At 31.0% G+C, this 24,690-nt stretch carries 17 protein-coding genes and 1 pseudogene; 17 read left to right on the plus strand and 1 reads right to left on the minus strand.

Going from position 1 to position 24,690, the window contains the following annotated elements:
- Positions 1-299 precede the first annotated feature (299 nt).
- Together N508_RS10400 and N508_RS10405 are read left to right on the plus strand one after the other, a co-directional pair.
- Complete coding sequence (locus N508_RS10400; protein WP_023276635.1) at positions 300-2,603, plus strand: hypothetical protein; 2,304 nt, start codon at positions 300-302, stop codon at positions 2,601-2,603.
- Positions 2,604-2,615: 12 nt separating this feature from the next.
- Positions 2,616-4,673, plus strand: a complete 2,058-nt coding sequence (locus N508_RS10405; RefSeq protein ID WP_023276636.1) for a BspA family leucine-rich repeat surface protein — start codon at positions 2,616-2,618, stop codon at positions 4,671-4,673.
- Positions 4,674-4,897: 224 nt separating this feature from the next.
- Here N508_RS10405 and mazG read toward each other — a convergent pair whose 3' ends face one another.
- Complete coding sequence (gene mazG / locus N508_RS10410) at positions 4,898-5,677, minus strand: nucleoside triphosphate pyrophosphohydrolase (protein WP_023276638.1); 780 nt, start codon at positions 5,675-5,677, stop codon at positions 4,898-4,900.
- 710 nt (positions 5,678-6,387) lie between these two features.
- Here mazG and N508_RS10415 point away from each other — a divergent pair.
- The 15 genes and pseudogenes from N508_RS10415 to N508_RS10480 all read left to right on the plus strand — a co-directional run bounded on the left by N508_RS10415 (position 6,388) and on the right by N508_RS10480 (position 24,649).
- Positions 6,388-7,962: an NFACT RNA binding domain-containing protein gene (locus tag N508_RS10415; protein WP_023276639.1), complete on the plus strand. Its 1,575-nt coding sequence runs from the start codon at positions 6,388-6,390 to the stop codon at positions 7,960-7,962.
- Between the two features lie 187 nt (positions 7,963-8,149).
- On the plus strand, positions 8,150-8,905 hold the full coding sequence (surE, locus tag N508_RS10420; protein WP_040637271.1) for a 5'/3'-nucleotidase SurE: 756 nt from the start codon (positions 8,150-8,152) through the stop codon (positions 8,903-8,905).
- Positions 8,899-11,640 carry a tetratricopeptide repeat protein gene (locus N508_RS10425; RefSeq protein ID WP_023276641.1) on the plus strand — a complete coding sequence of 914 codons (2,742 nt, stop codon included), beginning with the start codon at positions 8,899-8,901 and terminating at the stop codon, positions 11,638-11,640. Before surE ends, N508_RS10425 begins: the two co-directional genes overlap by 7 nt.
- A 14-nt stretch (positions 11,641-11,654) precedes the next feature.
- A complete protein-coding gene (locus tag N508_RS10430; RefSeq protein ID WP_023276642.1) occupies positions 11,655-12,263 on the plus strand; it encodes a MotA/TolQ/ExbB proton channel family protein in 609 nt (202 codons plus the stop codon).
- 18 nt (positions 12,264-12,281) lie between these two features.
- Positions 12,282-12,686, plus strand: coding sequence for an ExbD/TolR family protein (locus tag N508_RS10435; RefSeq protein WP_023276643.1), 405 nt, complete (start codon positions 12,282-12,284; stop codon positions 12,684-12,686).
- 3 nt (positions 12,687-12,689) lie between these two features.
- Positions 12,690-13,559, plus strand: a complete 870-nt coding sequence (locus tag N508_RS10440) for a hypothetical protein (protein WP_023276644.1) — start codon at positions 12,690-12,692, stop codon at positions 13,557-13,559.
- A gap of 491 nt (positions 13,560-14,050) precedes the next feature.
- Positions 14,051-17,830 carry a phosphoribosylformylglycinamidine synthase gene (locus N508_RS10445; protein ID WP_023276645.1) on the plus strand — a complete coding sequence of 1,260 codons (3,780 nt, stop codon included), beginning with the start codon at positions 14,051-14,053 and terminating at the stop codon, positions 17,828-17,830.
- A gap of 19 nt (positions 17,831-17,849) precedes the next feature.
- The gene (locus tag N508_RS10450; protein ID WP_023276646.1) at positions 17,850-19,235 is read left to right on the plus strand and encodes a nitronate monooxygenase; all 1,386 of its coding nucleotides are present in this window, start codon (positions 17,850-17,852) and stop codon (positions 19,233-19,235) included.
- A 270-nt stretch (positions 19,236-19,505) separates the two neighbouring features.
- A pseudogene (locus tag N508_RS11015) lies at positions 19,506-19,589 on the plus strand (hypothetical protein); the annotation flags it as partial.
- Positions 19,590-19,868: 279 nt separating this feature from the next.
- Positions 19,869-20,723 carry a branched-chain amino acid ABC transporter permease gene (locus N508_RS10455; protein WP_433962230.1) on the plus strand — a complete coding sequence of 285 codons (855 nt, stop codon included), beginning with the start codon at positions 19,869-19,871 and terminating at the stop codon, positions 20,721-20,723.
- 1 nt (position 20,724) lies between these two features.
- Complete coding sequence (locus tag N508_RS10460; protein WP_023276648.1) at positions 20,725-21,561, plus strand: branched-chain amino acid ABC transporter permease; 837 nt, start codon at positions 20,725-20,727, stop codon at positions 21,559-21,561.
- 15 nt (positions 21,562-21,576) lie between these two features.
- Positions 21,577-22,350: an ABC transporter ATP-binding protein gene (locus N508_RS10465; RefSeq protein ID WP_023276649.1), complete on the plus strand. Its 774-nt coding sequence runs from the start codon at positions 21,577-21,579 to the stop codon at positions 22,348-22,350.
- Between the two features lies 1 nt (position 22,351).
- Complete coding sequence (locus N508_RS10470; RefSeq protein WP_023276650.1) at positions 22,352-23,056, plus strand: ABC transporter ATP-binding protein; 705 nt, start codon at positions 22,352-22,354, stop codon at positions 23,054-23,056.
- Positions 23,057-23,280: 224 nt separating this feature from the next.
- Positions 23,281-24,006 carry a hypothetical protein gene (locus N508_RS10475; protein ID WP_023276651.1) on the plus strand — a complete coding sequence of 242 codons (726 nt, stop codon included), beginning with the start codon at positions 23,281-23,283 and terminating at the stop codon, positions 24,004-24,006.
- Between the two features lie 136 nt (positions 24,007-24,142).
- Positions 24,143-24,649, plus strand: a complete 507-nt coding sequence (locus N508_RS10480; protein WP_143815591.1) for a hypothetical protein — start codon at positions 24,143-24,145, stop codon at positions 24,647-24,649.
- Positions 24,650-24,690: the final 41 nt, after the last annotated feature.

Consider the following 24,690-nt stretch of genomic DNA (forward strand, 5'->3'; position numbering starts at 1 on the left):
TAATGTATAATATATTTAAATTATCTGTTTTTAATTTATAAGTTACTTATATGTGTTAGTATATTTTTTTGCTTAAGTCAAAATATATAACTGTCTTACTGCCGCTTAATACAAAAATATTATGATATGTATAATTTATTGAATATTAAGACTGTGCATTATAATAATGGTATACTGTGGCTGTAATATAATATATTATAAATATGATTATGTATTTACAAATATTACAATTTAATTTAATATTTTATAAACTGCAAAAATATTAGAATATTATCAATATTAATTTATAAGGGTTTATTATGTCAAATATATTTTGGGATAGAGTAAAAAAGAAGTTTGAAGAAAGATACAGCCAAAAGGGCAGCAGTGAAACAGAAAATAATGAAGTTTCTGATAATCTTTTTTCCCATAAAAAAGGAGAGCTTACTCCGCGGGAAAAGCTGCTGCATTTTACACTTAAAGAAAATAAACATTTATCAGGGGATGAAAAAGCAGCTTTTGATAAAATACATGGCACTATTATATATATGCAGAAGTTTTTAAAAGACCCTGTTGCATTTGGCTTATCTCAGGTTGATAAAAATCTTTTAGATAATATGGATAAAAAAATAGAGATTTTAACATATTTTTATAATGTCGCACATATCCGCACAAAAAGCACAGCATATCTTTATCAAGTATTAAAATTTTTAACATCAATTTTAGAAGAAGTAAATAAGTATAGTGATGATGCATATCTTGATATATTTACAGTTAAAAAATACACTACCTGCCTTGTTCCTAAATGGTTTCCTTTGCATGATTTATTACTAGAAGTAGTTGAAGTATATAAAAAGATGTATTTTGAAAGCAAAGAGTATGAAAACTATGAAGAAAGCATAGATGGTATTCCTAACATATATTACCGCAGCGGAATAGATGAAGATTTTATCCATAACAGGAATATTTTAAACATAGATGATGATAATATTGAAAAGTGGGTAATGGATTTTAAAATAGAAAAAAATAAATATTTAGTTGGAGAATATAGTGTTTTATATGATAAACTTTATGAAGCAGTAATATTTTTACAAAACTATCTTAAAGATCCGGTAGAATTTGGTTTAGCTAATATAGACAAGAGATTTTTAGAAGAACATAGAAGAGAGATATTAATACATTTGCACCATGATAAAAATAACGAAGATGATGCCACATTATATTATTTATTGAAATTTCTTATATTATTGATAGTAAGCATAAATGAATACAGCAGTAAAATATTTATTACAGTTAAAAGTTTGGAGGATATATATGATGATTTGCCAGAATATCTGCCAGCATATAATATGATACAAGATATATCAAAAATGTATGTAAATCTTTATAAAGATGTCTTTACTGGCGAATTAGAACATGATGAGTATGAGTGGATATTTGAAGATGAAAGCGAATTAGAGTATATATACCTTAACAGCTATGATAATATTGAAGATGATATTGAAAGCGATAATGATGAAGATTACGATGATGAATATGACGAAGACTACGATTATGACGAAGATGATGAATATGAAGAAGATAATGAAGCATACGAGAGTAGAAGAGTAATAGAAGAAGCGAAACATGATGCTATTTCGTCTTATATACAGGAAAAAATGGCAGAAATACAGGCAAATCCACTAAATGCAGAAAAAATTAACAGAGAAATAATGGAGAAAATGGGTAGTCTTGGTTTTATAGATGCTGATATGCAGGCAGATATAACAAAGCTGCAAAGAGTAAAAGCAAATGCTTATATGAACCTTTTTCAGCTTAATTATGATGAGTTTTTTAAATTAACAAAACAGGAGCTTATATCGTATAATAATAAAGCAGAAAAGATTTTAGATAATATGATAAATATTCTTTTATATGAAGCACATATTATTTCAAATGAAGATGAAACAAATATTAAGATAGATGAAGAAACTATAATCTTAACAAGAACAAGGGAGTTTTTATCATTATTGATAGATGAAGACAGCAATATAAAGATTGTAATGTTGACCCCTTATTATTTTTCTGATAACAATGAAAAAGTTATAGGATTTGCTTCTGATAATATAGTCAAAAAAGATGGTGTGTTTGAAGTATTTAATTTTAGAGATATTATATATTCACTTATGATTGTAGATAGTGTGGATGCTGAATTTATAAATAAATTTGATATAACTATAAAACTTTACTATACTTTATTATTTGGAGCATATTCTATGAATAATAGAAACTATTATGCAGCGGATAAAGAATATTTATCAGATGAAGAGATAGAAGAAGTAATATCAAAAAGAACCATATACAGCTTATATAATATGGTTAATCTTGCACTAATTTCCAGTGTTTATACTCATGGGGATAACAGGATAACATCATTAGAATCCATAGAGCTTGATGCTAAAAAAGCATTGCTTAGCTGTAAAGAGCCTGTATGTGAAATATTTATAGTTGAAGAATGTGATGATGAATTAAATGTTTTAGCATATAAAAGTTGTGTTTATAAAAATAATAATAAGTGGATTACTGATAATATTAAAGAAATGATAAATTCTATTATGAAGGGTAATAGAATGATAGAATTATAAGGGGTTAAAGGTATGAGTCAAGAAAATTTATTAAATGCTGTTATCAGCTCTAATATTGATGAAATTGTTAATTTATTGAAATCTGGAGTTGAAGTTACTAAAGATATTGTTTCAGAAGCTGATAAAACTTTAAAAGAGTTTGAAAAGCAGAGCAAAAAGAATAAAGCATTATTAAATGATACCACTATTGAGCATACAAATCAGTATCGTATATACAAAATGTTATTTCTTTATATGAAAGGTTATGAACTTAAAAGTATATTGACTACATACGGATACAATGTTGAAAGTAAGCAGATAGAAAATAAACAAAAAGTTAAAAATAAAAAAGATTTAATAAAGATGTTAAAGGATGATACTGTGTATTTAGGCTCCCTTGATATTAGTAAAATAGATGATTTTTCAGAGCTTTTCAAATCTGCTAAAAAAAGAAAAGATTTTAAAGGAATAGACCTTTGGGATACAAAACATGTAAAAGATATGAGCTATATGTTTGCAGGCTTTGACTTTAAAAAAGTGAAAGAAGGGAGCGATGACCTTTATAACTGGATAAAAAACTTAGATGTATCAAATGTGGAAAATATGGCAGGTATGTTTTTTGGAGCTAAAAGTTTTAATCAAGATATAAGCGGCTGGAATGTATCCAGTGTAAAATATTTTGATAGTATGTTTTCAGGTGCATTATCTTTTAACCAGAATATAAATAACTGGGATGTGTCAAGTGCTGTCAGAATGAATAGTATGTTTCGCCATGCAGAAAGTTTTAACCAGCCGTTAGATAAGTGGAATGTATCTAATGTGTCTCTTATGGGCTTTATGTTTTATGGTGCTGTTAGCTTTAATCAGGATATTAGTATGTGGGATACAACTAATGTTGAATATATGAGAAGAATGTTTGATGGAGCATTATCATTTAACCAAAATATTGACAACTGGAATATAAGCAGTTTATTGACAAATATTGGGCATCGTGAAGAATTGGAAACTAATTATTATGAAAATGAAGATGTATATTGTATGTATGGTTACCACCACATTGCTCCAAAAGATATAACTATCAATGAGTATAAAAAGGTAGTATATGGGTTTGATAATAAGACTAATTTAAAATATTATAAACCGGAAAAGACTGAACTGTGGGATAACTATTTTATGTTTAAATATGCTCAGTTTGACTGCCCTGCAAAACCGAAATGGCTTGATATACCTGAGAAAAAAGATGGTAAATATAAACCAGTAACTAGATTACAGCTTTTTGCATTAGTATATGATGAAGATGTGGCTTTAGCTGATATTGATATATCAGAGATAACAGATTTATCAGGGCTTTTTTATAGCAGCTCCATTTCTAAAGGCATAGATTTTACAGGTGCTGATGGGTGGGATACAGCACATGTAAAAGATATGAGCTATATGTTTTATAAAGCAACTGATGTGGTATTTGATATAAATAACTGGAATGTATCTAATGTAGAGAATATGGAAAGAATGTTTAGCAAATCTCGTTATTTTAACAAGCCTTTACATAAGTGGGATACAGCAAATGTAAAAAATATGAGCTATATGTTTGCTGGTTGTGAACAATTCCACCAAGATATAAGTAACTGGAATGTATCTAATGTAGAAAATATGGAAGGAATGTTTTATGGATGTCGTTTTTTTAACTACCCACTTAATAGCTGGGATGTTTCAAAAGTTACTAATATGAGTAAAATGTTTAAGCAAGCTTATTATTTTAATCAACCACTTGATAAATGGGATGTGTCAAAAGTTACTAATATGAGTGAAATGTTTATGCAAGTTTATCATTTTAATCAACCACTTGATAAATGGGATGTATCTAATGTGAAAAATATGGAAGGTATGTTTTATAATACTGGAAGCTTTAACCAGCCACTTAATAGCTGGAATGTATCAAATGTAGAAAATATGCATGCTATGTTTGCTTATTCTAAACATTTTAACCAGCCGCTTGATAAGTGGGATGTATCTAATGTGAAAAATATGGAAAATATGTTTGGTTCTTCAGAGAAAACTAAAGAATATATGAAAATATTTGGTATAAAGTAAATATACAGTGTATTATACAATATATTTTATAAAGGGGAGATGAAAATCGGTAGATTTAATGTAAGAACTCTATGTCATACTGAGCCAAAGGCAAAGTATCTAAAAATTAGATATTTTAAATATATTATGCACTGCTGTAACATGTATGATTTAGATTTTTCGCCTTTAAAAAATCAGGCTCAAAATGACAGCAGTCTAAGCTTTTTGTGTAAGTCAACTCTGCACTATAATCCCTTTCTTTTTGCTTCCTGCCATTTTTCTTCCATTTCTGCAACAGTAGTGGTTTCAAGTGTTCTGCCTGTTTCTTTAAGTGATTTTTCAATAAATCCAAAGCGTCTGCGAAATTTATTATTTACTTTTCTTAAAGATTCATCAGCACTAATGTCTAAATGAGTTGCAAGGCGGGAAAGAACAAATATCACATCACCTAATTCTTCGCTGATATGCTCTTTATTTTTTTCTTTATAAGCATCATGCAGTTCGTTTAATTCTTCCTGTAGTTTTTTAAACACCTGTTCAGGATTTTCCCAGTCAAAACCATATTTAGATGCTTTTTTTTGCAGTTTTTCTGCCTGCATTAAAGATGGCAGACTTTTTGGCACTTTATCAAGAATAGAGTCTGGGGCTGTTTTATCTTTATTTTCTTCTTTTTTTATTTCATCCCACCTTTCTTTTACCTGTTCAGCTGTTTCATAATGTTCATTTTTAAAAACATGTGGGTGTCTGCGGATTAGTTTTTCATTAATACCGCAAATAACATCTTCTATATTAAAAAGACCGTCTTCACATGCAGTTTGTGAATGAAAAACTACATGTAAAAGCACATCGCCAAGTTCTTCTTTAATATTTTCTATATCCTTATTGTCAAGAGCATCAATCAGCTCGCAGGTTTCTTCAATAAGAGCATCTTTTAAACTGTATAATGTTTGTTTCCTGTCCCATGGGCAGCCATCAGGTGCACGAAGTTTTTTTACTATATCTATTAATTTATCAAATTCGTTCATAATATCTCCTGTATCTTATTTGGTATATATTAACTTGAAAAAATTTACAATATATTTTTAAACATAAAAATGGTATAAATATTTTTAGCAAAATGGACTTATCCAAAAAATTTAGACTAATCTTAATAAATTTATATTAAAAAATACTGTCCAGTTACGGACTTTTAATTCTATTGCTGCTCGCTTGGAAAGTCCTTGTGTTGCACAATATTCTCCCCATGAATTTTTTAAATCATGCTTTGCCGAAAACAAGTTCGTCTGTTGCCTACTTTCAGACAGTTTCTGTCTCTGAATTGTCTTACTGAGCTTGATTATTAAGCGAAGTATCTAAAAAAGAATATAATTTAAATATATTATGCACTGCTGTAACATATATAATTTAGATTTTTCGCCTGTAAAAAATCAGGCACAAAATGACTGTAGGCTAAGTTTTTTTTGCTAAGTTCATAAACACAGAAATTGAGCCAATGAAATTTGTTTTTAAAAGTAAAATACCAGCACTGGTGGATGCTGGCATTTACTTTTTTAAGTTCTTATAGAGATTAATAGTAATTTGGGGTTATTACAACATTAACCTTTTATAGGAGAAGTTTGAAAAAAATATCTCAATAGTTAATAGACTTTTTTATTTTAACAAAGTTCAAAAAAATATAGACAAAATTATTATAATATATAAAATCTATAAAAATAATTATATTAATGAGTATACTATGGACGGATTAACTTTTTATAAACTTATTCATATATTAAAAGAAAAATTAATTAATTCTAAACTAAATACATTAACTATTGATAAAGATTCTGTTTTTTTATCATTTTATGCAGGCGGTATTTTTAATCTGGAATACAGGGCTGCTCCTGCTCCGCCAGTTTTAAAAAAAGTAGTAAATATAATAGGTGAAAGCCCCGGTGCAATTTCTGCTATTCATGGGGCATTTGTAACGGATATTGGCACTTTTTCCTATGAAAGAGCCTGCTTTATAGAGCTTAAAAAAAGAAAGGCAAGTGGAAAACTTTTAACTTATAAGCTTATTTTAGAGCCTGCTGGCAACTATGCAAACTTTTTTCTGCTTTCAAGTGAAGATATTATTTTATATTCCCTTTCTCCACGAACTATTGATGCAGATAGAAATATAGGGGCAGGTGGCAGATACAGCCTTCCAAAAGCTAATAAAAAATATACTCTTTTAAAATATGATGGTGCAGTGTCATTTAATGAGCTTTCTGGCTTTTATCCAGTTACTGCAAAATATGCAGATATGCTGCTTGAAAAATATTCTTTTGCAGAAAGCTGCAGGATAATTCAAAATAATCTGCTTGATGATAAATTTTACATAGATGAAAAAGGTAAAGTTATCCCATTTTATATTGATAATGCAAAAGTAATCACTTATGAATATTTAGGAGATTATTTCTGTGTAAAGGAAAATAAATCTGCCTCAAAAGATATTTCTCGCAGAATTAAGAAACTTTATACTTTAAAGCGTGATAAATATTTAGATTTAGCAGAAAAACTTGAGCAGGAATTAAATACTGCAAAAAAATATCAGGAAATACTAGATGAGGCAGAATTAATCAAAAATAATCTTTATAAAGTTCAGGCAGCAGGTAAATATATTTTTGAGAAATACAGCAAAGATGGAATTTGTGAAGTAGAATATAATGTGGAGCATGGGGACAATTTACAGAAAAAAAGTGAAAAACTTTTTAAAAAGGCTTTCAGACTAAAAAAATCAGTTTCATTAATAGAAGAAAGACTGCAGGATACAATGCAGCTTGCCTTATTTTCTGAAGAGCAGATATTTTATGCTGAAACACTTTCTGAAGAAGAGCTTTCAGAATTTGAGAAAATACTAGATGATGAAAGTAAAAATAAAAACAAAAAACAGAAAAAAGAGCTGTTAAAGCCATTTTTAGAATATGTTGGTGATGGTTTCAGATTATATGCTGGTAAAAATTCTGCATCAAACCATGAGCTTGTTTTCAAGTTTGCTCAAAGTGATGATATATGGTTTCATGGAAGAAATATTCCATCAGCTCATATTATCATAAGGCTTGAGAAGGCAGAACTAACTAATGAAATAATAGAATTTGCAGCAAAAGTTACAGCATATTACTCAAAATACGGCAGTGAAAGCCTTATTGATATTGACTATACTTATAAAAAATATGTTACAAAGCCTAAAAATACACCTGCTGGGTTTGTAATTTATAAAAGATTTAAAACTATTACTGTAAAACCTTTTACAATGCAGGAAATAAGTAATTATGGACTATTAAAATAAAATAATAAATAACTGTATCGTGTTTTTGATTTATAATTAAGGCACAGGACGAGCCGTCTTTAGTAAGTGCAGGCAGGACTTGTTCCGACCAAACGCCTAAATAAAAAATATAGGAAGTATTTTTTATTATTATTTATAAGGATTGCAAAATAAAATAAATAATGGTATAAACTATAATGGTAGAATTATGAATATACTTATAAGTAATGATGACGGCATATATGCAGACGGTATCCAAAGCCTTGCAAAAGCCTTAAAAAATATTGCTAATGTTACAGTTGCAGCACCTTTATATGAAAGAAGTGGAGCAAGCCAGTCTTTAACAATTCACCAGCCTGTGCATGTAAAAGAAGTGGTTAGAAATGGCGAATTTTTAGGCTATGGCATTAATGGCAGCCCTGCCGACTGTATAAAACTTGCTCTTTTTGATATATGCAGAGAAAAGCCTGATTATATTATTTCTGGTATTAATAAAGGTCCAAACAATGCATGTAATATACATTATTCCGGCACAGTTGGTGCAGCGGCAGAAGGTGCAGTTAATGGTATAATGTCATTTGCTGTAAGTTTAACAGGCTACCACCATAAAGATTATTCTGTCAGTGCTGATTTTATGAAAGATTTTATACAAAAAGCACACCTTATACCAAAAGCAAGCCTTTTGTATAATATAAATATTCCACCATTAAAAAGGGAAGAAATAAAAGGTGTCAGGTGGACTTATGCTTCCCAGTATTCATATCTTTTAAATTATGATAAAGGCATAGACCCTTTTGGAGAAAATTTTTACTGGCTTGCAGATTTCCGTGAGCCAGAACATATTGATAAATGGACAGATGACGGTGCATTAAGTGAAGATTATATATCTATTACTCCACTTTTAATGGACAGAACAGATTATAAAGCATTAGAACAGATACAAAAATTAGGAGATATATGGTGATAAATAGACTCCTTTCTTTTATATTTTTATTTTTATTAGTGTTTGCAGTCAGCAGTTTTGCTCAGGTTACTGTGCCAAACTATGCGTTTACTGGGCAGGAAATAACTAATTTTAAAGTCCGACCAAGCTATACTGCTATCCAGTTTAATTTTAGTATGCCAAGCCAGATGGATATTTATCTGCAAAAACGAAAAGAAGAATTATCAAGCGGCGATAAAAGAGATTATATGTCTGATGAGCCGGGCTTTATATATAAAGACCCAAATTCTGCACGGTTTACATCTTTATTTGTAGGAGCAAAAGCACTTCGTAATAATGTTGTAAAATCTTTTTTAAATAAATCATATATAGATACAGTCAATTCTTATCTTCGCTTTGAAAGCAAACTGCAAAAAAGTGAATATGCAGTAGAAACAAGATTTTTGTATGGATTAAGCCTTTTTTATACAGGCAGTCAGAAAGAAGCAGTAGATGTGCTTTTAGAAGTGCTTAAAACGGAAGGTGAATATTCTATACTTGCTCAAGATGCTTTATTTTTAATATCTTCTGAGCTTAAAAGGTATAGTATAATGGAAGAAACTGCATCTCTTGTTAATGATTTTACAGAGTATTCTATTTCTAAATGGATAGAGTATCTTTATTCAAAAGACAGGTTTGAAGATATTATTCAGCTGTTAAATAATTATCCTGTATTAGAAGCAGATTATCCAGTTTATAAGAATATCCGTATTACATGTTATTACTTTTTAAAACAGTATAAGAATATTGAAAAAATTGCAGATAATATTACAGATACTAATATTACACCTATTATTGCAGATAGTTTTATTATGAGCGGTAAAAATAACAAAGCTAAAAATTATATTAAGGAACTGCCGAAAAATGATATTTACTATCTGCTGACTGCTAAAATGGATATATCAGATGGCAGGCTTGCAAATGCCAGTGATAAGATTATGAATATTAAAAGTGATAATGAAAAGTTATCATTACTTTTTTATGCAGTAAGTGATAAGTTTGATAAAGTAACACCTGCATTTTTACAGAGTTTTAAGTTTAAAGACAGGGTTAATAATGACTATGTATATTTTTATACAGGTCTTAAATATTTTGAATATAAAGACTATGCAAACTCTATGCTTTTCTTTTCCATGATAGGCTTTAATAAAGAATTGATTAATTCATCATACTTTTATCAAGGTATGGCAAGCCTGCAGTTAGATATAAACAGAGCAGAGTATAATTTTAATAAGTTTGTAAATACTGGAAGCGATACTGAAAAACTTATGCTTGCAAAATTTATGCTTTCCCAGATTTATTTCTTAAAATCTAAATATGATGAAGCACTTATGCTTGTAGATGACTGCACGGCTCAATACTGCGAAGTGTTAAAAGGCGATTTATATCTTGCTTTAAATAATGAAGAAAAAGCATTTGAATATGTAAAAAATAAAACTGATGACAGGTCAAGGCTTATTAGAGCTAATGTTTACTATAATGATAAAAAATATAAAAGTGCTGTTGCAGAACTTGTAAAAATTAAAAAATCAACACCAGATTCTGAATTTTTACTTATGATGAGCCTTTTTAAAGAAAAACGAGTGCTGGATGCAGAAAAAATTATGAAAAACAATAAAGAGGATATTCGCATATTTTCTAATGGTATTCAGCAGCTTATATTAGCAGGGGAAGGCAGGAAAGCTCTTGCTTATATGGAAGGTTTAAAAGATTTATCGCCAGAATTTAAGCTTGAAAGAGCAAAACTTTTAGCAGCATATAATAAAATAAAAGAAGCAAAAGCAGATTATAACTCACTTATTATATCAGGCAGCTATCTTTATGAATCATTAAATGGACTTTTTGAAATTGCTAAAAATGAGAAAAAAGGCAAGTCATTTATAGATGAAAAACTGAGCTTTATAGAAAAAAGCAGTGAATTTGAAAATAAAGATATGATTATTTCTAAGTTTGCTGCTTATTCTTTGGAAGTCAATTCGCCAAACACCGCTATTGGCTATGTAAACTTTTTTATGGATAATTATCCCCAGTCTAAATATTATCCAGATGTTCTTGAAACAAGGGCAAAACTTTTCCGCTTAACAGGCAGATATGACAACTGTATTGCTGATGCAGATAAAATCATCTCAAAAGGTGGAGATATGGCAGAAGATGCTTTATTTATGAAAGCAGAGTGCATGGAAAATATTAATAAAAATAAGGCTATGGATATATATAAAGAAGTTGCAAAAACAAGCAAAAGATTTTCAAAGCCAGCTTACAGCAGAGTGGCAGGGCTTAGTAATAGTGCAGAAGATGTGCTTTGGGCATCAGAAAATTTAAAGCAGGGCTCACCAAATCTCTGGCAGGCAGGGTATTTAAGGTTTATAGATTTATCAGATAAAAAAGACTTTGATAAACATGCAGCATATATTGAAGAAATGGCAAAAACATCCACACCAGCAGTCCGCTCTGCATCATTATGGCGTATTGGAAAAAATCAGTTTGAAAATGGCAAAGTGGAAGATGCGGCAGCTAGTTTTATGAAAGGCTATTATCTTTTTCCTAATGAAAAATATGCTGCGGAGAACTTAATTGGTGCAAAAGCATCTTATACAAAAAGGAAAATGAAAAAAGAATTAGCAGTTGTAGAAAATATGCTGAAAAATTATAATATAAAAAATGAAAAGTCTACTTCAAATCAAAAAGTGAATATTAGTAGAAAAAATAATAAATAATTTAGGAGGATAAGATGTGGGAATTAATACAGAAAGGTGGTATTACAATGTATCCCATCATATTACTTTCTGTTATAGCTTTGGCAGTGTTTTTAGAAAGACTTATTAGTCTTCGTAAAGAAAAATATGTCCCTAAAGCATTTTATGAACAGCTTGTTAGTCTTTTAAAAAAGAGAAATATAAATGAAGCAGTAGAAGTATGTAAAGCTGATAAATCAGCTCTTGCAAGAATATCTGAAACTATTATAACTAATACTGATTTACCATTATCAAGGCTTTTAGAAGTGGCAGAAGAATCTGGCAGAAATGAGGCAGCAAAGTTAGATAAATTTCTGCCATCATTACAGACTATTGTTGCTATTGCACCACTGCTTGGTCTTTTAGGCACAGTTTTAGGTATGATTAAAATATTTGATGTAATAGCATTGCAGGGCACAGGAAATGCAGAAGCATTATCATCAGGTATTGCAGAAGCTCTGCTTACTACTGCTGCCGGGCTTGTTGTTGCTATTCCAGCACAAATTTTTTATTTTATTGCAAAAGCCAGAGCAGATGCAATAGGGGTGGCATTAGAAAAAGCATCATCAGAAGTAATGAACCTGCTTTTTAAAGAACATGAATAATAATATTTAGGTTAGTATATGCGTTTTCGTAATGAAAAAAAAGATACAAATATTATGATTAATATTACTTCACTAATTGATGTAGTCTTTATTCTGCTTATATTTTTTGCAGTAACTACATCATTTGTTACACCATCATCTATTAAGGTGGATTTACCAAAAGCAAAAGGCGAGGCAGTGGAGGAAAAGAAAAATATCCGCATAGCTGTTGACAGCACTGGTGCTTTATTTTTAGATGGTGAAGCTGTAAAAGATGAAGAACTTGAAAGCAAACTGAAAGTATTAAAAGATGTAAATCCTGAAGCACTTATAGTTATAGAAGCAGATGAAAAATCTCTCCATGGTAAAGTAGTATTTGTAATAGATAAGGCAAAAAGTGCAGATTATACAAGGTTTGCAATAGCTACTGAGGAAGTAAAATAGGCTGTGCGTTTACTTGCTGTTTTATTAGTTGTATCACTTGCTGTTCATTTAGGTTTACTTGCTGTTCCTTTATCTGAAAAAAAACTGGAAAAAAAGGAAGTAATACCAGTATCTATTGTGGACTATAAAACATTAGAGCAGAAAAAAGAACAGCCAGAAAAACAGAAGAAACCAAAGCCAAAACCTGTAGAGAAAAAGGCTGAAACAAAAAAAGATGTGAAGCAGGAGCCTAAAAAAGAAGTAAAAAAAGAAACTGCCAGTGTGGAAACTAAAAAGGCGGCAGATGCAAAACAGCAGGTAGAAAATAATAAAATACAGGAAAAACCTTTCCGTCCGCAAGGTGCAGATGACCCACTTGTGCTTCCAGATATTAATGTGCCGCTTACACCAAATAAAACTCTGCCAGAAATAGCTGTGCCTGATGTGCCAAAACCAAATATTAACAAGCAATTAGAAACAGCAGAAAACAAAAAAAATATTGATATATCAAAAGAACTTTCATCTTTAAGTGAAGCACAAAAAGAAATGCAGGTAGAAAATAGTATTGCGAGTGAAGTGCAGAAAGAAACAGTAAAGGCAGAAGATGCTGTAAAAGGTAATATTTATAATTTTGATATTGCACCAGCAGGAAACAGAAAGGTTGTTTATCTTCCGCCAGACCCTGTTTTTGCCCTTGCAAATGATACAAAAGTTACAGTCCGCTTTAATATAGATAAGGCAGGGAATACATTTAATATTATTTTTATTACACGCAGTTCCATAGATGTGGAAAAATTAGCTTCTGACTATGTAAGCCGTATGAAGTTTGATGCAATTATTGAAAACAGGGAAGATTTTGCACAAATTACAATGCAGTTTAAAGTTCAAAGATAATATTCTTATTTATTTTAAGCATTATATCAAATGTATAAATGCAAAATTATCACTTATTGCAGTTATTTTGAGCCTGTTTTTCAAGGTGAAAAATCTAGATTATTTATATTACAGCAGTGTATAATATATTTAAATTATCTAATTGCAGATACTTCGCTTAAAAATCAAGCTCAGTATGACTAGTGTAGGGACAGGAAGTCCCGTCTGAAAGTAAGCGAAGGGGCATTTACTGCTACCAAGCGTGTTTTAAAAAATACAGGGATGTATTTTTTAAGAAAATATAAATTTATTTACTTAGCCTTATCACTCTGAATATGATTTCATTTTATATCTGCATGTTATATAATTCAATAAATTAAAAATTGTTTTTATAATTTATAAAAATACCTGTTATTTTTATTTTCTATTTGAAAAAAAATAAAAATATCATTATAATACCTTTTTTAAAAAAATGCTGAAAATATTATTAAATAATATTGGGAGTATATATTATGGCTGTCAATCGTATCTATGTTACAAAAAGAAATGAGCATGCTGTTGAAGCATTAAGGCTTTTTAATATGCTTAAAAATGATGAATCAATTTCAGGGCTTGAAAAACTTACTATATTAAATAGATATGATGTGGAAGGCTTAAATGATGAACAGTTAAAGGAAACTCTTAATACTGTATTTTCTGAGCCTATGGTTGATGATATATATTTAGAAACATATCCTTTTGGCAGCAGTAAATATTTTTCTGTGGAGTATCTGCCCGGTCAGTATGACCAAAGGTCAGACAGTGCAGAGCAGTGTATAAAAGTTATGACAGGGGCTGAAAAAGTAACTGTAAGATGTGCTAAAACTTATGTGTTAGAAGGCAGTATTAGTGATGATGATGTTAAAAAAGTTATTAGTATTTTAGTTAATACTATTGACCAGAGAATTGCTTTAGAATTAAAGCCAGAAACTCTTGCATTAATTATGCCAGAGCCTGCACCTGTAAAAGAAGTAGATGGTTTTATAAATATGAATGAAAGCGAGCTTAATGGTTTAATATTATCCATGGGGCTTGCTATGAATATTGATGATATTAAGTTTTCTCAAAATTATTTTAAAAATCAGGAAAAAAGAAACCCGACTGAAACAGAGTTAAAGCTGCTTGATACATACTGGTCTGACCATTGCAGACATACCACATTTAATACTATTTTAGAAGATATTAAAATAGAAGACGGAAAATACAGCCGATTATTCAATGAAGTATTAGAAAAATACTATACTATGCGTAAAGAAATATATGGGGAAAGTATTAAAAACAAGCCTGTTTCTTTAATGGATATGGCAGTAATTGGTGCAAAAGATGCAAAAAGAAAAGGGCTGTTGAATAATTTAGAAGAAAGTGAAGAAAATAATGCATGCTCTATTGAGATAGATGTAAATATAGATGGTAGAAAAGAGCCATGGCTTTTACAGTTTAAAAATGAAACTCATAACCACCCTACAGAAATTGAGCCATTTGGTGGTGCTGCAACTTGTGTAGGCGGTGCAATCCGTGACCCGCTTTCTGGCAGAGCTTATGTATATCAGTCTATGCGTATTACTGGTGGTGCAGACCCTAGAATGCCAGTGGACGATTACTTAAAAGGCAAAAAACTGCCACAGAGAAAAATAGTTCAGGATGCTGCAAAAGGCTTTTCATCTTATGGCAACCAAATAGGGCTTACAACAGGATATGTTCAGGAATTTTATCATAATGGATTTACTGCTAAAAGGCTTGAAACTGGTGCAGTAATAGGTGCATGCCCTAAAAAAGCAGTCCGAAGAGAAAGCCCAAGTGTTAATGATTTAATTATACTTCTTGGTGGCAGAACTGGCAGAGATGGGGTAGGTGGTGCAACAGGCTCATCAAAAGAGCATGATGCATCATCTATTGAAATATGCGGAGCAGAAGTGCAGAAAGGTAATGCACCAGAAGAACATAAAATACAACGGCTTTTCAGAAAAGAAAATGTTTCTGCAATGATTAAAAAATGCAACGATTTTGGAGCAGGTGGAGTTGCTGTTGCAATAGGCGAACTTGCTGATGGGTTAGAGATAGACTTAAATAAAGTGCCAAAAAAATATGAAGGTTTGACAGGCACAGAAACAGCACTTTCAGAATCTCAGGAGCGTATGGCTGTTGTTATTGATGCAGCTGATTTAGAAAGCTTTATAAACGAGTGCCGCAAAGAAAATTTAGAAGCAACTCTTGTTGCAAAAGTTACTGACAGCAAAAGGCTTAAAATGGTGCATGATGGGAAAATAATAGTAGATATATCAAGAGAATTTCTTGATTCTGCAGGGGTAGCAAGATACCAAAAAGCATATATTTCAAGCCCTGAAAAAACAAACTATATAGAAAATAAAAAATGCGGCTCATTTAAAGAGCTTGTTGAAAATACATTATCAGATTTAAATGTATGCTCTCAAAAAGGGCTGGTAGAAATGTTTGACTCTACTATCGGAGCATCAAGTGTTGTAACACCATTTGGCGGTAAAACTGGCAATACACCTGCTCAAAGTATGGTTGCAAAAATACCAGTGCAAAGTGGGGATACAACAACTGTTTCTATTATGGCTTCAGGTTATAATCCATTTATTATGGAGTGGAGCCCATTTCATGGTGCTTATTTTGCAGTTGTGGAATCTGTTGCAAAAATTGCATCAGCAGGTGGCAGACTTGAAGATATCCGCCTTTCATTTCAGGAATATTTTGAAAGGCTTATGCAGGATGAAAAACGCTGGGGCAAACCAGCAGCTGCATTACTTGGAGCATTAAAGGTTCAGTATGATTTAGGACTTGCAGCAATAGGCGGTAAAGACAGTATGTCTGGCACATTTAAAGACAGTGATACAGGCAGAGAAATAAATGTTCCGCCTACGCTGATATCTTTTGCAGCAGCTCCAGCTGATTTATCAAATATAGTAACTAACCAGATAGAGTTAGACGGCGGAAATGTATATTTATTAAAAACTCCACTTTCAAGTGATGATTTATTAGATATTAAAGCATTTAAAGAAAACTTAAAAACATTAGAAAAATTAATTGCAGATAAGGTTGTAAAAACAGTGCATACTGTTACAAACGGCGGTGTTATAGAAGCACTTGTAAAAATGGCTTTTGGTAATATGGCAGGTCTTAATATTAAAAATATCTCACTTAATGAATTATCATTCCCATTTTACGGCAGTTTTTTAATACAGACTAAAAAAAGCTATGATATTAAAGGCATTAATAATATTACAGAAATTGCAGAGTTAAATCATAATCAGGAATTATCATATAATAATGAAAAAGTTTCATTAGCAGATGCTCTTGTGTTGTGGCAAAGTCCATTAGAGCATATTTTTCCAAGTAAAGTGTCTGGTGAAAGTATCATCATTAAACCGCAGGATTATTTGCAGAGAAGCAGTTTGAAAAAAGCAAAAGTTATTATTAAACCACAGGTGACAGTGCTTGCTTTACCCGGAACAAATTGTGAATATGATACTAAGCGTATTTTTGAGCATGCTGGCAGCCGCACTGTTGAGCCATTTATTTTTAGAAATATGTGTGTAGAAGATGCTTATTCATCATGTAATGAGTTTGCAGAATTAGTAAATAAATCACAAATATTAGTTCTTCCCGGTGGATTTAGTGCAGGGGATGAGCCTGAGGGTTCTGGTAAATTTTATGTATCAGTTTTGAAAAATGATAAAGTAAGAAAGGCTGTTGATGATTTAATTAATAAGAGAGACGGCTTGATTATAGGTATATGCAACGGTTTTCAGGCATTAATTAAAACAGGTATATTAACTTATGGTCATATTTGTGATTTAAGTGAAGAAGATGCAACTCTTTCTTTTAATACAATAGGCAGACATGTTTCTCAAATGGTGCATACAAGAGTAACATCTCTTAATTCACCATGGATGAATTTAAGAAATATAGGTGAAATAGATATTGTTCCCGTATCACATGGCGAGGGCAGGTTTACAGCTCCGCAGAAATTGATTGACAAACTTTTTGAAAATGGTCAGGTATTGTTCCAGTATACTGATTTAGCAGGAAATATTACAATGGATTCTCCGTATAATCCTAACGGCTCTGTAATGGCGATAGAGGGTATCTGTTCGCCATGCGGCAGAGCGTTAGGCAAAATGGGGCACAGTGAGCGTTTTGGTAATGGTGTTCATATTAACAATAATTATGGCAATATGAACCAGCGTTTATTTGAAGCCGGTGTGAAATATTTTACAGGAGAAGAATAAATATAGAAACGAGGTAAAAATGAGTAGTTATCCATTAATTATTCAAGGTGGTATGGGTATAGCAGTAAGCAGCTATCATCTTGCAAAGGCTGTTTCTATGGCTGGTCAGCTTGGTGTTGTTTCTGGCACAGCAATTGATGCAGTAATGGCTATGCGTCTTCATTATGGTGATATTTTAGGGAATGTTAGAAGAAGTTTAAATAACTTTCCTGTTAAAGAAATAGGTCAGCAGATGATAGATAAGTTTTATAACACTAATAATAAAATTAAGCAGATGTTTAAATTTACTATGCCGTCACTTAATATGAGTCAGGAAAAAGAAAATGAAATAGTTACTGCTAATTTTTCAGAAATATTTTTAGCAAAAGAAGGTCATAAAGGCATTGTTGGCATAAATTTTTTAGAAAAGATACAGTTTCCTAATTTAGCAGGAATATATGGTGCTTTGCTTGCAGGTATTGATTATATTATTATGGGTGCAGGTATTCCAAAAGAGATACCTGCTGTTATAGAAAAACTTACAAGGCATGAAAAAGTAGAATATACATGTAATGTGGAAAATGCAAAAGAGCCTAAAAAAATGGTTTTTGACCCATCAAGGTTTGGTCTTTCTAATTTAAAATTAAAACGCCCTAAATTTCTTGCTATTATTTCATCAAATATTTTAGCAGCTACTTTAATGAAAAAATCACCAGTATCACCAGACGGTTTTATTATAGAAGGTCATCAGGCTGGCGGTCATAATGCTCCACCAAGAGTATCAGGCGTATTTAATGAAAATGGCGAGCCATTATATGGCGAAAAAGATATTGTAGATTTAGAAAAAGTAAAAGAATTAAATGTCCCTTTCTGGCTTGCAGGCTCTTACGGCACAAAAGAAGGGCTTAAAAAGGCATTAGCAGCAGGTGCAGCAGGTATTCAGGCAGGAACAGTTTTTGCTTTTACAAAAGAAGCAGGCTTTACTGATGATATAAAGCAGAAAGTAATTTCGTCTGATAGTATTAATATAAAAACAGACCCGCTTGCTTCTCCAACAGGGTTTCCATTTAAAGTGGCAGATATTGCAGGTTCTTTATCAGATAATGAAATATATAATAAAAGACAGCGTGTATGCAACCTTGGATATTTACGCACAGCATATGAAAAAGATGATGGCTCAATAGGTTACAGGTGTGCAGCAGAGCCTGTTGAAATGTATGTAAAAAAGGGCGGCAGAGAAGAAAATACAAGGGGCAGAAAATGCTTATGTAATGCATTAATGGCAGCTGCAGGTTTCCCTTTAACATGTAAATCAGGTGAAGAAGAAAAGCCGCTTATAACAATGGGAGATGATTATAAATCTGTAATCAGCAGACCTTATGGATACAGTGCTGAAGATGTGGTAAAAGAAATCACAGGTAAGTAGTGCTGTAAACTATTTATATTGTTCAATTTATTTCAATTTTAATGTTGTCTGAAAGGGTGTTAAACCTTTTCAGACATTTTTTTAAAACTTTTTATGAAAAAAAATGTTAAAAATCACTGTATTTTTTTTATTTTTTATGATAAAATAATCGCTTATAAAAATACCAAATAATATGAAATATGGGGAATTAGTATTGTGGAAATAATTCAGCAGCTTTTAAATGGTTTAACTGTGGGCGGCATTTATGCACTTATTGCTCTTGGTTATACTATGGTTTATGGTATCATCAAGTTAATTAATTTTGCACATGGTGATATTTTTATGATAGGTGCTTTTGCAGGCTTTTTTGCTATCACTTTAATTACAGATTTATTTATCGGCACATTTTTAGCATCATCTGTTGGTGCATTTATTTCAGAATATAAGTTGATAGCGGCTATATTATCATCTATTATTTTCTGCGGTCTGCTGGGGATTTTTGTTGAGCGTGTTGCATACAGACCATTAAGAGAAGGTTCGCCTAAAACGATTATAGGCTCAGCTGTAGGGCTTGCTTTTATTATATTTGCAGCAGTTTTTGGAAAAGGCAGCTTTCAAATGGATACAGCACTATTATTTCTTGTTATTCTTGGTATGTTATCTATCTTATCATTTGCTTATATTAGATATGCAGGCAATAATATTAAATCTTTAAATAAAGAAAATATTAACCAAAAAATTATATTTTATACTGTTTTATATGTTACAGCACTTGTTATATTAGCATATCTTGCATGGTATTTTGATATAGAGATTATGGTATTTTTATCATTTGCTTTTGTTCTGCTTGTTTACTGGCTTGTAGTCAGCAGAGTAAAATCAACAAATGCAGGCGGCAATTCTCGTATTAATGCCTTAATAAGTGCTATTGGTATGTCTATGATACTTTCAAATATGGTAATGCTTTTAAGAGGCACAAGTGACCAGCCTTATAGAATGGGATTTTTTACAGGCACTATTAATATTGGTTCATTTAGTGTTTCTTCATTACAAATATTTATTATTGCATTTTCATTTATTTTAATGGGAATATTATTTTATATTATCCATAAAACAAAATTTGGGCTTTCTATGCGAGCTGTATCATATAATTTAAATGCTGCAAGGCTTATGGGTATAAACCCTGATAAAGTTATTGCTATGACATTTGTAATAGGCTCAGCATTAGCAGGGGTTGCAGGTGTGCTTGTCGGCACATATTATCAGTCAGTAAGCCCAAATATTGGTATGATGTATGGTTTAAAAGCCTTTGTTGCTGCAGTATTAGGCGGTATAGGCAGTATTCCCGGTGCTGTTGTTGGCGGCATTATTTTAGGTATTGCAGAAGTTGTTGGTATTGCATTTTTATCATCATCTTATAAAGATGCAATAGCTTTTGGTATATTAATACTTATTCTTATAATCAAGCCAACAGGTATATTTGGCAAAACAATGAAAGAGAAGGTGTAATATGAGTATAGATATTGTTAATATATTAATATTTTCTGGTATTAATATTATTACAGTTTTAGGGCTTAATTTAATTACTGGTGTTACTGGACAGCTTTCTTTAGGACATTCTGCATTTTTCAGTATTGGTGCATATACATCAGCTCTTTTAATGTTAATGCTAGGTGTTCCTTTTGGTGCAGCATTAGTTATTGCTACATTAATGGCAGGTTTAATAGGCGGTTTATTTGGTATACCAATACTCAGACTTCGCGGTGATTATCTTGCTATTGCTACACTTGGTTTTTGTGAGATAGTCCGTGTTGTAATTTTAAATTTAAAAGTAACTATTCATGGATCAGAAAAACTGCTTTCAACAAGTTTAGGTGGCATTCCGGGCAATACTAATCTTATATTAGTGCTTTGCCTTGTAGTGCTTGCTACATTATTTATGATAGCATTAGAACGCTCAAAATTTGGACTTGCTCTTAGAAGTATCAGAGAAGATGAAGTCGCATCTCAAATGATGGGTATAGATATTGCCCGCCATAAAATATTATCATTTGCAATAGGCTCAGCATTTGCAGGGCTTGGCGGTGCTTTATATGCAAGCTATATGACAGTAATAAGCCCGGGAGATTTTGGATTTATGCGTTCTATTGAAATGCTTTGTATGCTTGTTTTAGGTGGTATGGGCAGTATTGTTGGTGTTATTGCTGGCACAACAGTTTTAACAGCTATACCAGAATTATTAAGATTTGCTCAGGAATATAGAATGATAATGTATGGTATTGTTTTAATATTTATGATGGTATTTCGCCCAAGAGGACTTTTTGGCAGTATTAGAGTAAATGTGTAGAGTTGGTGGTATGATATGTCAGATAATACAATATTAGAATTACAAAATGTATCATTAACATTTGGCGGCTTAAAGGCAGTAAGCGATGTAAACTTTAAAATGAAAAATAATGAAATTTTAAGCCTTATAGGTCCAAACGGTGCAGGCAAAACTTCTACTTTTAACTTAATTACAGGTGTATATACTGCAACAAGCGGTGATATATTATATAAAGGTAAAAATTTAAAAAAATATAAACCACATCAGATTACTAATCTGGGTATTGCAAGAACATTTCAAAATATCAGGCTTTTTAAACAGTTGACAGTGCTTGAAAATATTATGCTTGCTATGGACCACAGGCGAAAAATAAACTTTTTCTCATCTTTATTACCGTTTGGTGCAGGTAAAAAAGAATTTGAAAATACAAGAGAACAGGCTGTTGAATATTTAAAATATGCAAATTTAGCAGAGTATAAAGACCAGAGAGCAGAAAATTTATCTTATGGTAAACAAAGAGAGCTTGAAATATGCCGTGCTATTGCAACAGGTGCAGATTTACTTTTATTAGATGAGCCTGCTGCAGGTTTAAATCCGTCAGAAACGGCAGGGCTTATGGAAAATATTAGAAATATTAAAAATAATTTAAATAAGTCAATATTTTTAATTGAGCATGATATGAAGCTTGTTATGGGTATATCAGATAGAATTGTTGTGTTTGATTATGGTCAGAAGATTGCTGAAGGCACAGCTGAAGAAATAAGGAATAATCCTGCTGTTATTAAAGCATATTTAGGAAAGGGGGAATAATATGTTAAAACTTAATTCTATCCAGACTAAATATGGCAGTATATATGCACTTAAAGGTATAGATTTAGTAGTAAATCAAGGGGAAATTGTAACTATTATTGGTGCTAATGGTGCAGGAAAAAGCACAACATTAAACACTATATCCGGGTTAGTCCGCTCTATTTCAGGAAGTATTGAATTTAATGGGGTAGATATTACTCACATGCCTACAGATAAAATTGTTGAAAGCGGGCTTATTCAAGTGCCAGAAGGCAGGGAAATATTTCCAAACTTAACAGTTATGGAAAACCTTAAATTAGGTGCTTTTTTAAGAAAAGATAAGCAAGGCATAAAAGAAGATATAGAAAAAGTTACAACATTTTTTCCACGCCTTGCAGAGCGTTTTAGTCAGCTTGGCGGCACATTATCTGGTGGCGAACAGCAGATGCTGGCAATTGCAAGAGCATTAATGAGTAAACCAAAATTATTATTAATGGATGAGCCTTCTTTAGGGTTAGCACCTATATTTGTGCAGGATATTTTTAATATTGTTCAAAAGATTAATGAGCAGGGCACAACAGTATTACTTGTAGAGCAGAATGCAACACTTGCTCTTTCTATTGCTCATAGAGGCTATGTAATGGAAACAGGCAATATAGTAATGGAAGATAAAGCATGCAATTTAATGGATAATGAAAGTGTAAAAGCTGCATATCTTGGTTTTTAACAAACTGAAATTATATTATAATCATAATTATTTTACTAACAGAAAAGTTTTAATGCTTTTATATAAAATTTATAATTGGATGTTTATTATGGAAATATATTAATATTGCAGCAGTTCTATATTTTTATGTATTTTTAATAATACATTGTAAAATATAAAATGACGGGTTAAATATATACTATTTTAGTATTTTATAAATAATAAACTTATGATAGGAAAAATTAATGAAAAAAATATTTTTATTATTTAGTATTGCAGTATTTTTGTATTTATTTACAGGATGTTTGGAAGAAACATCATTATTTAATGCAGATTTTCCACCATTTAATAATATTCCAGATAAATTTCAAGGTTTTTCAGGCACATATAAGGTCACATTTTTTGGTTCAGAATTTACAAGGGGAAATATTGTTAGTAATGCAGAACTGCTTAATACATATAATGATTATTATGTTACTAATAACTGCCAGAAAGCTAAGGAGCTTTTCCCTGATATTATCAATAAAAATGGAAAAAATCAATGTGATGAATCTACGGAAATTAATTTATTAACTGATAATGCAGTCATATATGTATTTAATAATCAAATTTCTTTAAAGATAAAAATACAGGCAGCAAAGGGCATAGCATATAAATATTTAACTTATAAATACCAGTATATTACTTTTGCCCCATCTGATGATTTAAAGGGTAATGAAATAGAAGAATATTATTATGATTCAGTAAATAATGATATATCTGTTACAGCATATAAACACTCAGATGATAACCATATGATTACAAAACAAGATGAAAAAACTGTTAAAATAGAAGTAATTTATAATAGAAAAGATATTAATCTGGATACACCAGGCGATAGTATAAATGTTAAAACAAAAAATACATTTATACTAGAAAAATTAGATAATAATACTATTGAACTTATCAATAATAATGATTATTCTTTTTAATATTCATTTAATAAATTTTTATAAAATATTAAAATATCTATATTTATGAACTTACCCAAAAAAGTTGGACAAGCCATATAAGGAGATTATATGGTAAGAAAATACAGCTATGAGTTTAAGAAGTTTATAGTTTATAGTGACAGTCTTAGAAAGCGGTATAATGAGTGCCAGTGAATTATCAAGACGCTTAAAAATACATAAAGGAGTAGTATGCAGAATATATAATAAATATAAGTGTTTAGGAGATGAAGGTTTAAAATATACCTACACTCGTAAAAAATATACAATTGAATTTAAAATAAAAGTGTTAAAGTATAAGTTAGAAAATAATTTAACTTATGAACAGGCATCATTACACTTTAATATTCCATCATCTAAAGTAATATATGACTGGAATAAGTTTTGCAGTAAGTTTATTGGAGATAATATGTCAGATAAGAATATCCTGAACATTAAAAAGAGTAAACACTCAAACTCTACTGATATTAAACTCACTAAATCAGAGTATAGTGAAGAAGTAAGACAATTAAAAGAGAGAATATCAGAACTTGAAAAAGAGCTTTATTACAAGTCAGCGGAGACTGCATATTTAAAAAAGCTGGAAGCCTTAATGCAGGAGAAGCAGGAGAAAAGACAGAAATAATAATGTCATTAAGGCAATACTACAAATTAGATACTCTGTTG

The sequence above is a fragment of the Mucispirillum schaedleri ASF457 genome (assembly GCF_000487995.2).
GTDB classification, from domain to species: Bacteria; Chrysiogenota; Deferribacteres; order Deferribacterales; family Mucispirillaceae; genus Mucispirillum; species Mucispirillum schaedleri.

Coding starts and splice junctions, on each gene's coding strand:
- N508_RS10400 (WP_023276635.1), top strand. CDS start 300: ATGTCAAATATATTTTGGGATAGAGTAAAAAAGAAGTTTGAAGAAAGA.
- N508_RS10405 (WP_023276636.1), top strand. CDS start 2,616: ATGAGTCAAGAAAATTTATTAAATGCTGTTATCAGCTCTAATATTGAT.
- mazG (WP_023276638.1), bottom strand. CDS start 5,677: ATGAACGAATTTGATAAATTAATAGATATAGTAAAAAAACTTCGTGCA.
- N508_RS10415 (WP_023276639.1), top strand. CDS start 6,388: ATGGACGGATTAACTTTTTATAAACTTATTCATATATTAAAAGAAAAA.
- surE (WP_040637271.1), top strand. CDS start 8,150: ATGAATATACTTATAAGTAATGATGACGGCATATATGCAGACGGTATC.
- N508_RS10425 (WP_023276641.1), top strand. CDS start 8,899: ATGGTGATAAATAGACTCCTTTCTTTTATATTTTTATTTTTATTAGTG.
- N508_RS10430 (WP_023276642.1), top strand. CDS start 11,655: ATGTGGGAATTAATACAGAAAGGTGGTATTACAATGTATCCCATCATA.
- N508_RS10435 (WP_023276643.1), top strand. CDS start 12,282: ATGCGTTTTCGTAATGAAAAAAAAGATACAAATATTATGATTAATATT.
- N508_RS10445 (WP_023276645.1), top strand. CDS start 14,051: ATGGCTGTCAATCGTATCTATGTTACAAAAAGAAATGAGCATGCTGTT.
- N508_RS10450 (WP_023276646.1), top strand. CDS start 17,850: ATGAGTAGTTATCCATTAATTATTCAAGGTGGTATGGGTATAGCAGTA.
- N508_RS10455 (WP_433962230.1), top strand. CDS start 19,869: ATGTTATCTATCTTATCATTTGCTTATATTAGATATGCAGGCAATAAT.
- N508_RS10460 (WP_023276648.1), top strand. CDS start 20,725: ATGAGTATAGATATTGTTAATATATTAATATTTTCTGGTATTAATATT.
- N508_RS10465 (WP_023276649.1), top strand. CDS start 21,577: ATGTCAGATAATACAATATTAGAATTACAAAATGTATCATTAACATTT.
- N508_RS10470 (WP_023276650.1), top strand. CDS start 22,352: ATGTTAAAACTTAATTCTATCCAGACTAAATATGGCAGTATATATGCA.
- N508_RS10475 (WP_023276651.1), top strand. CDS start 23,281: ATGAAAAAAATATTTTTATTATTTAGTATTGCAGTATTTTTGTATTTA.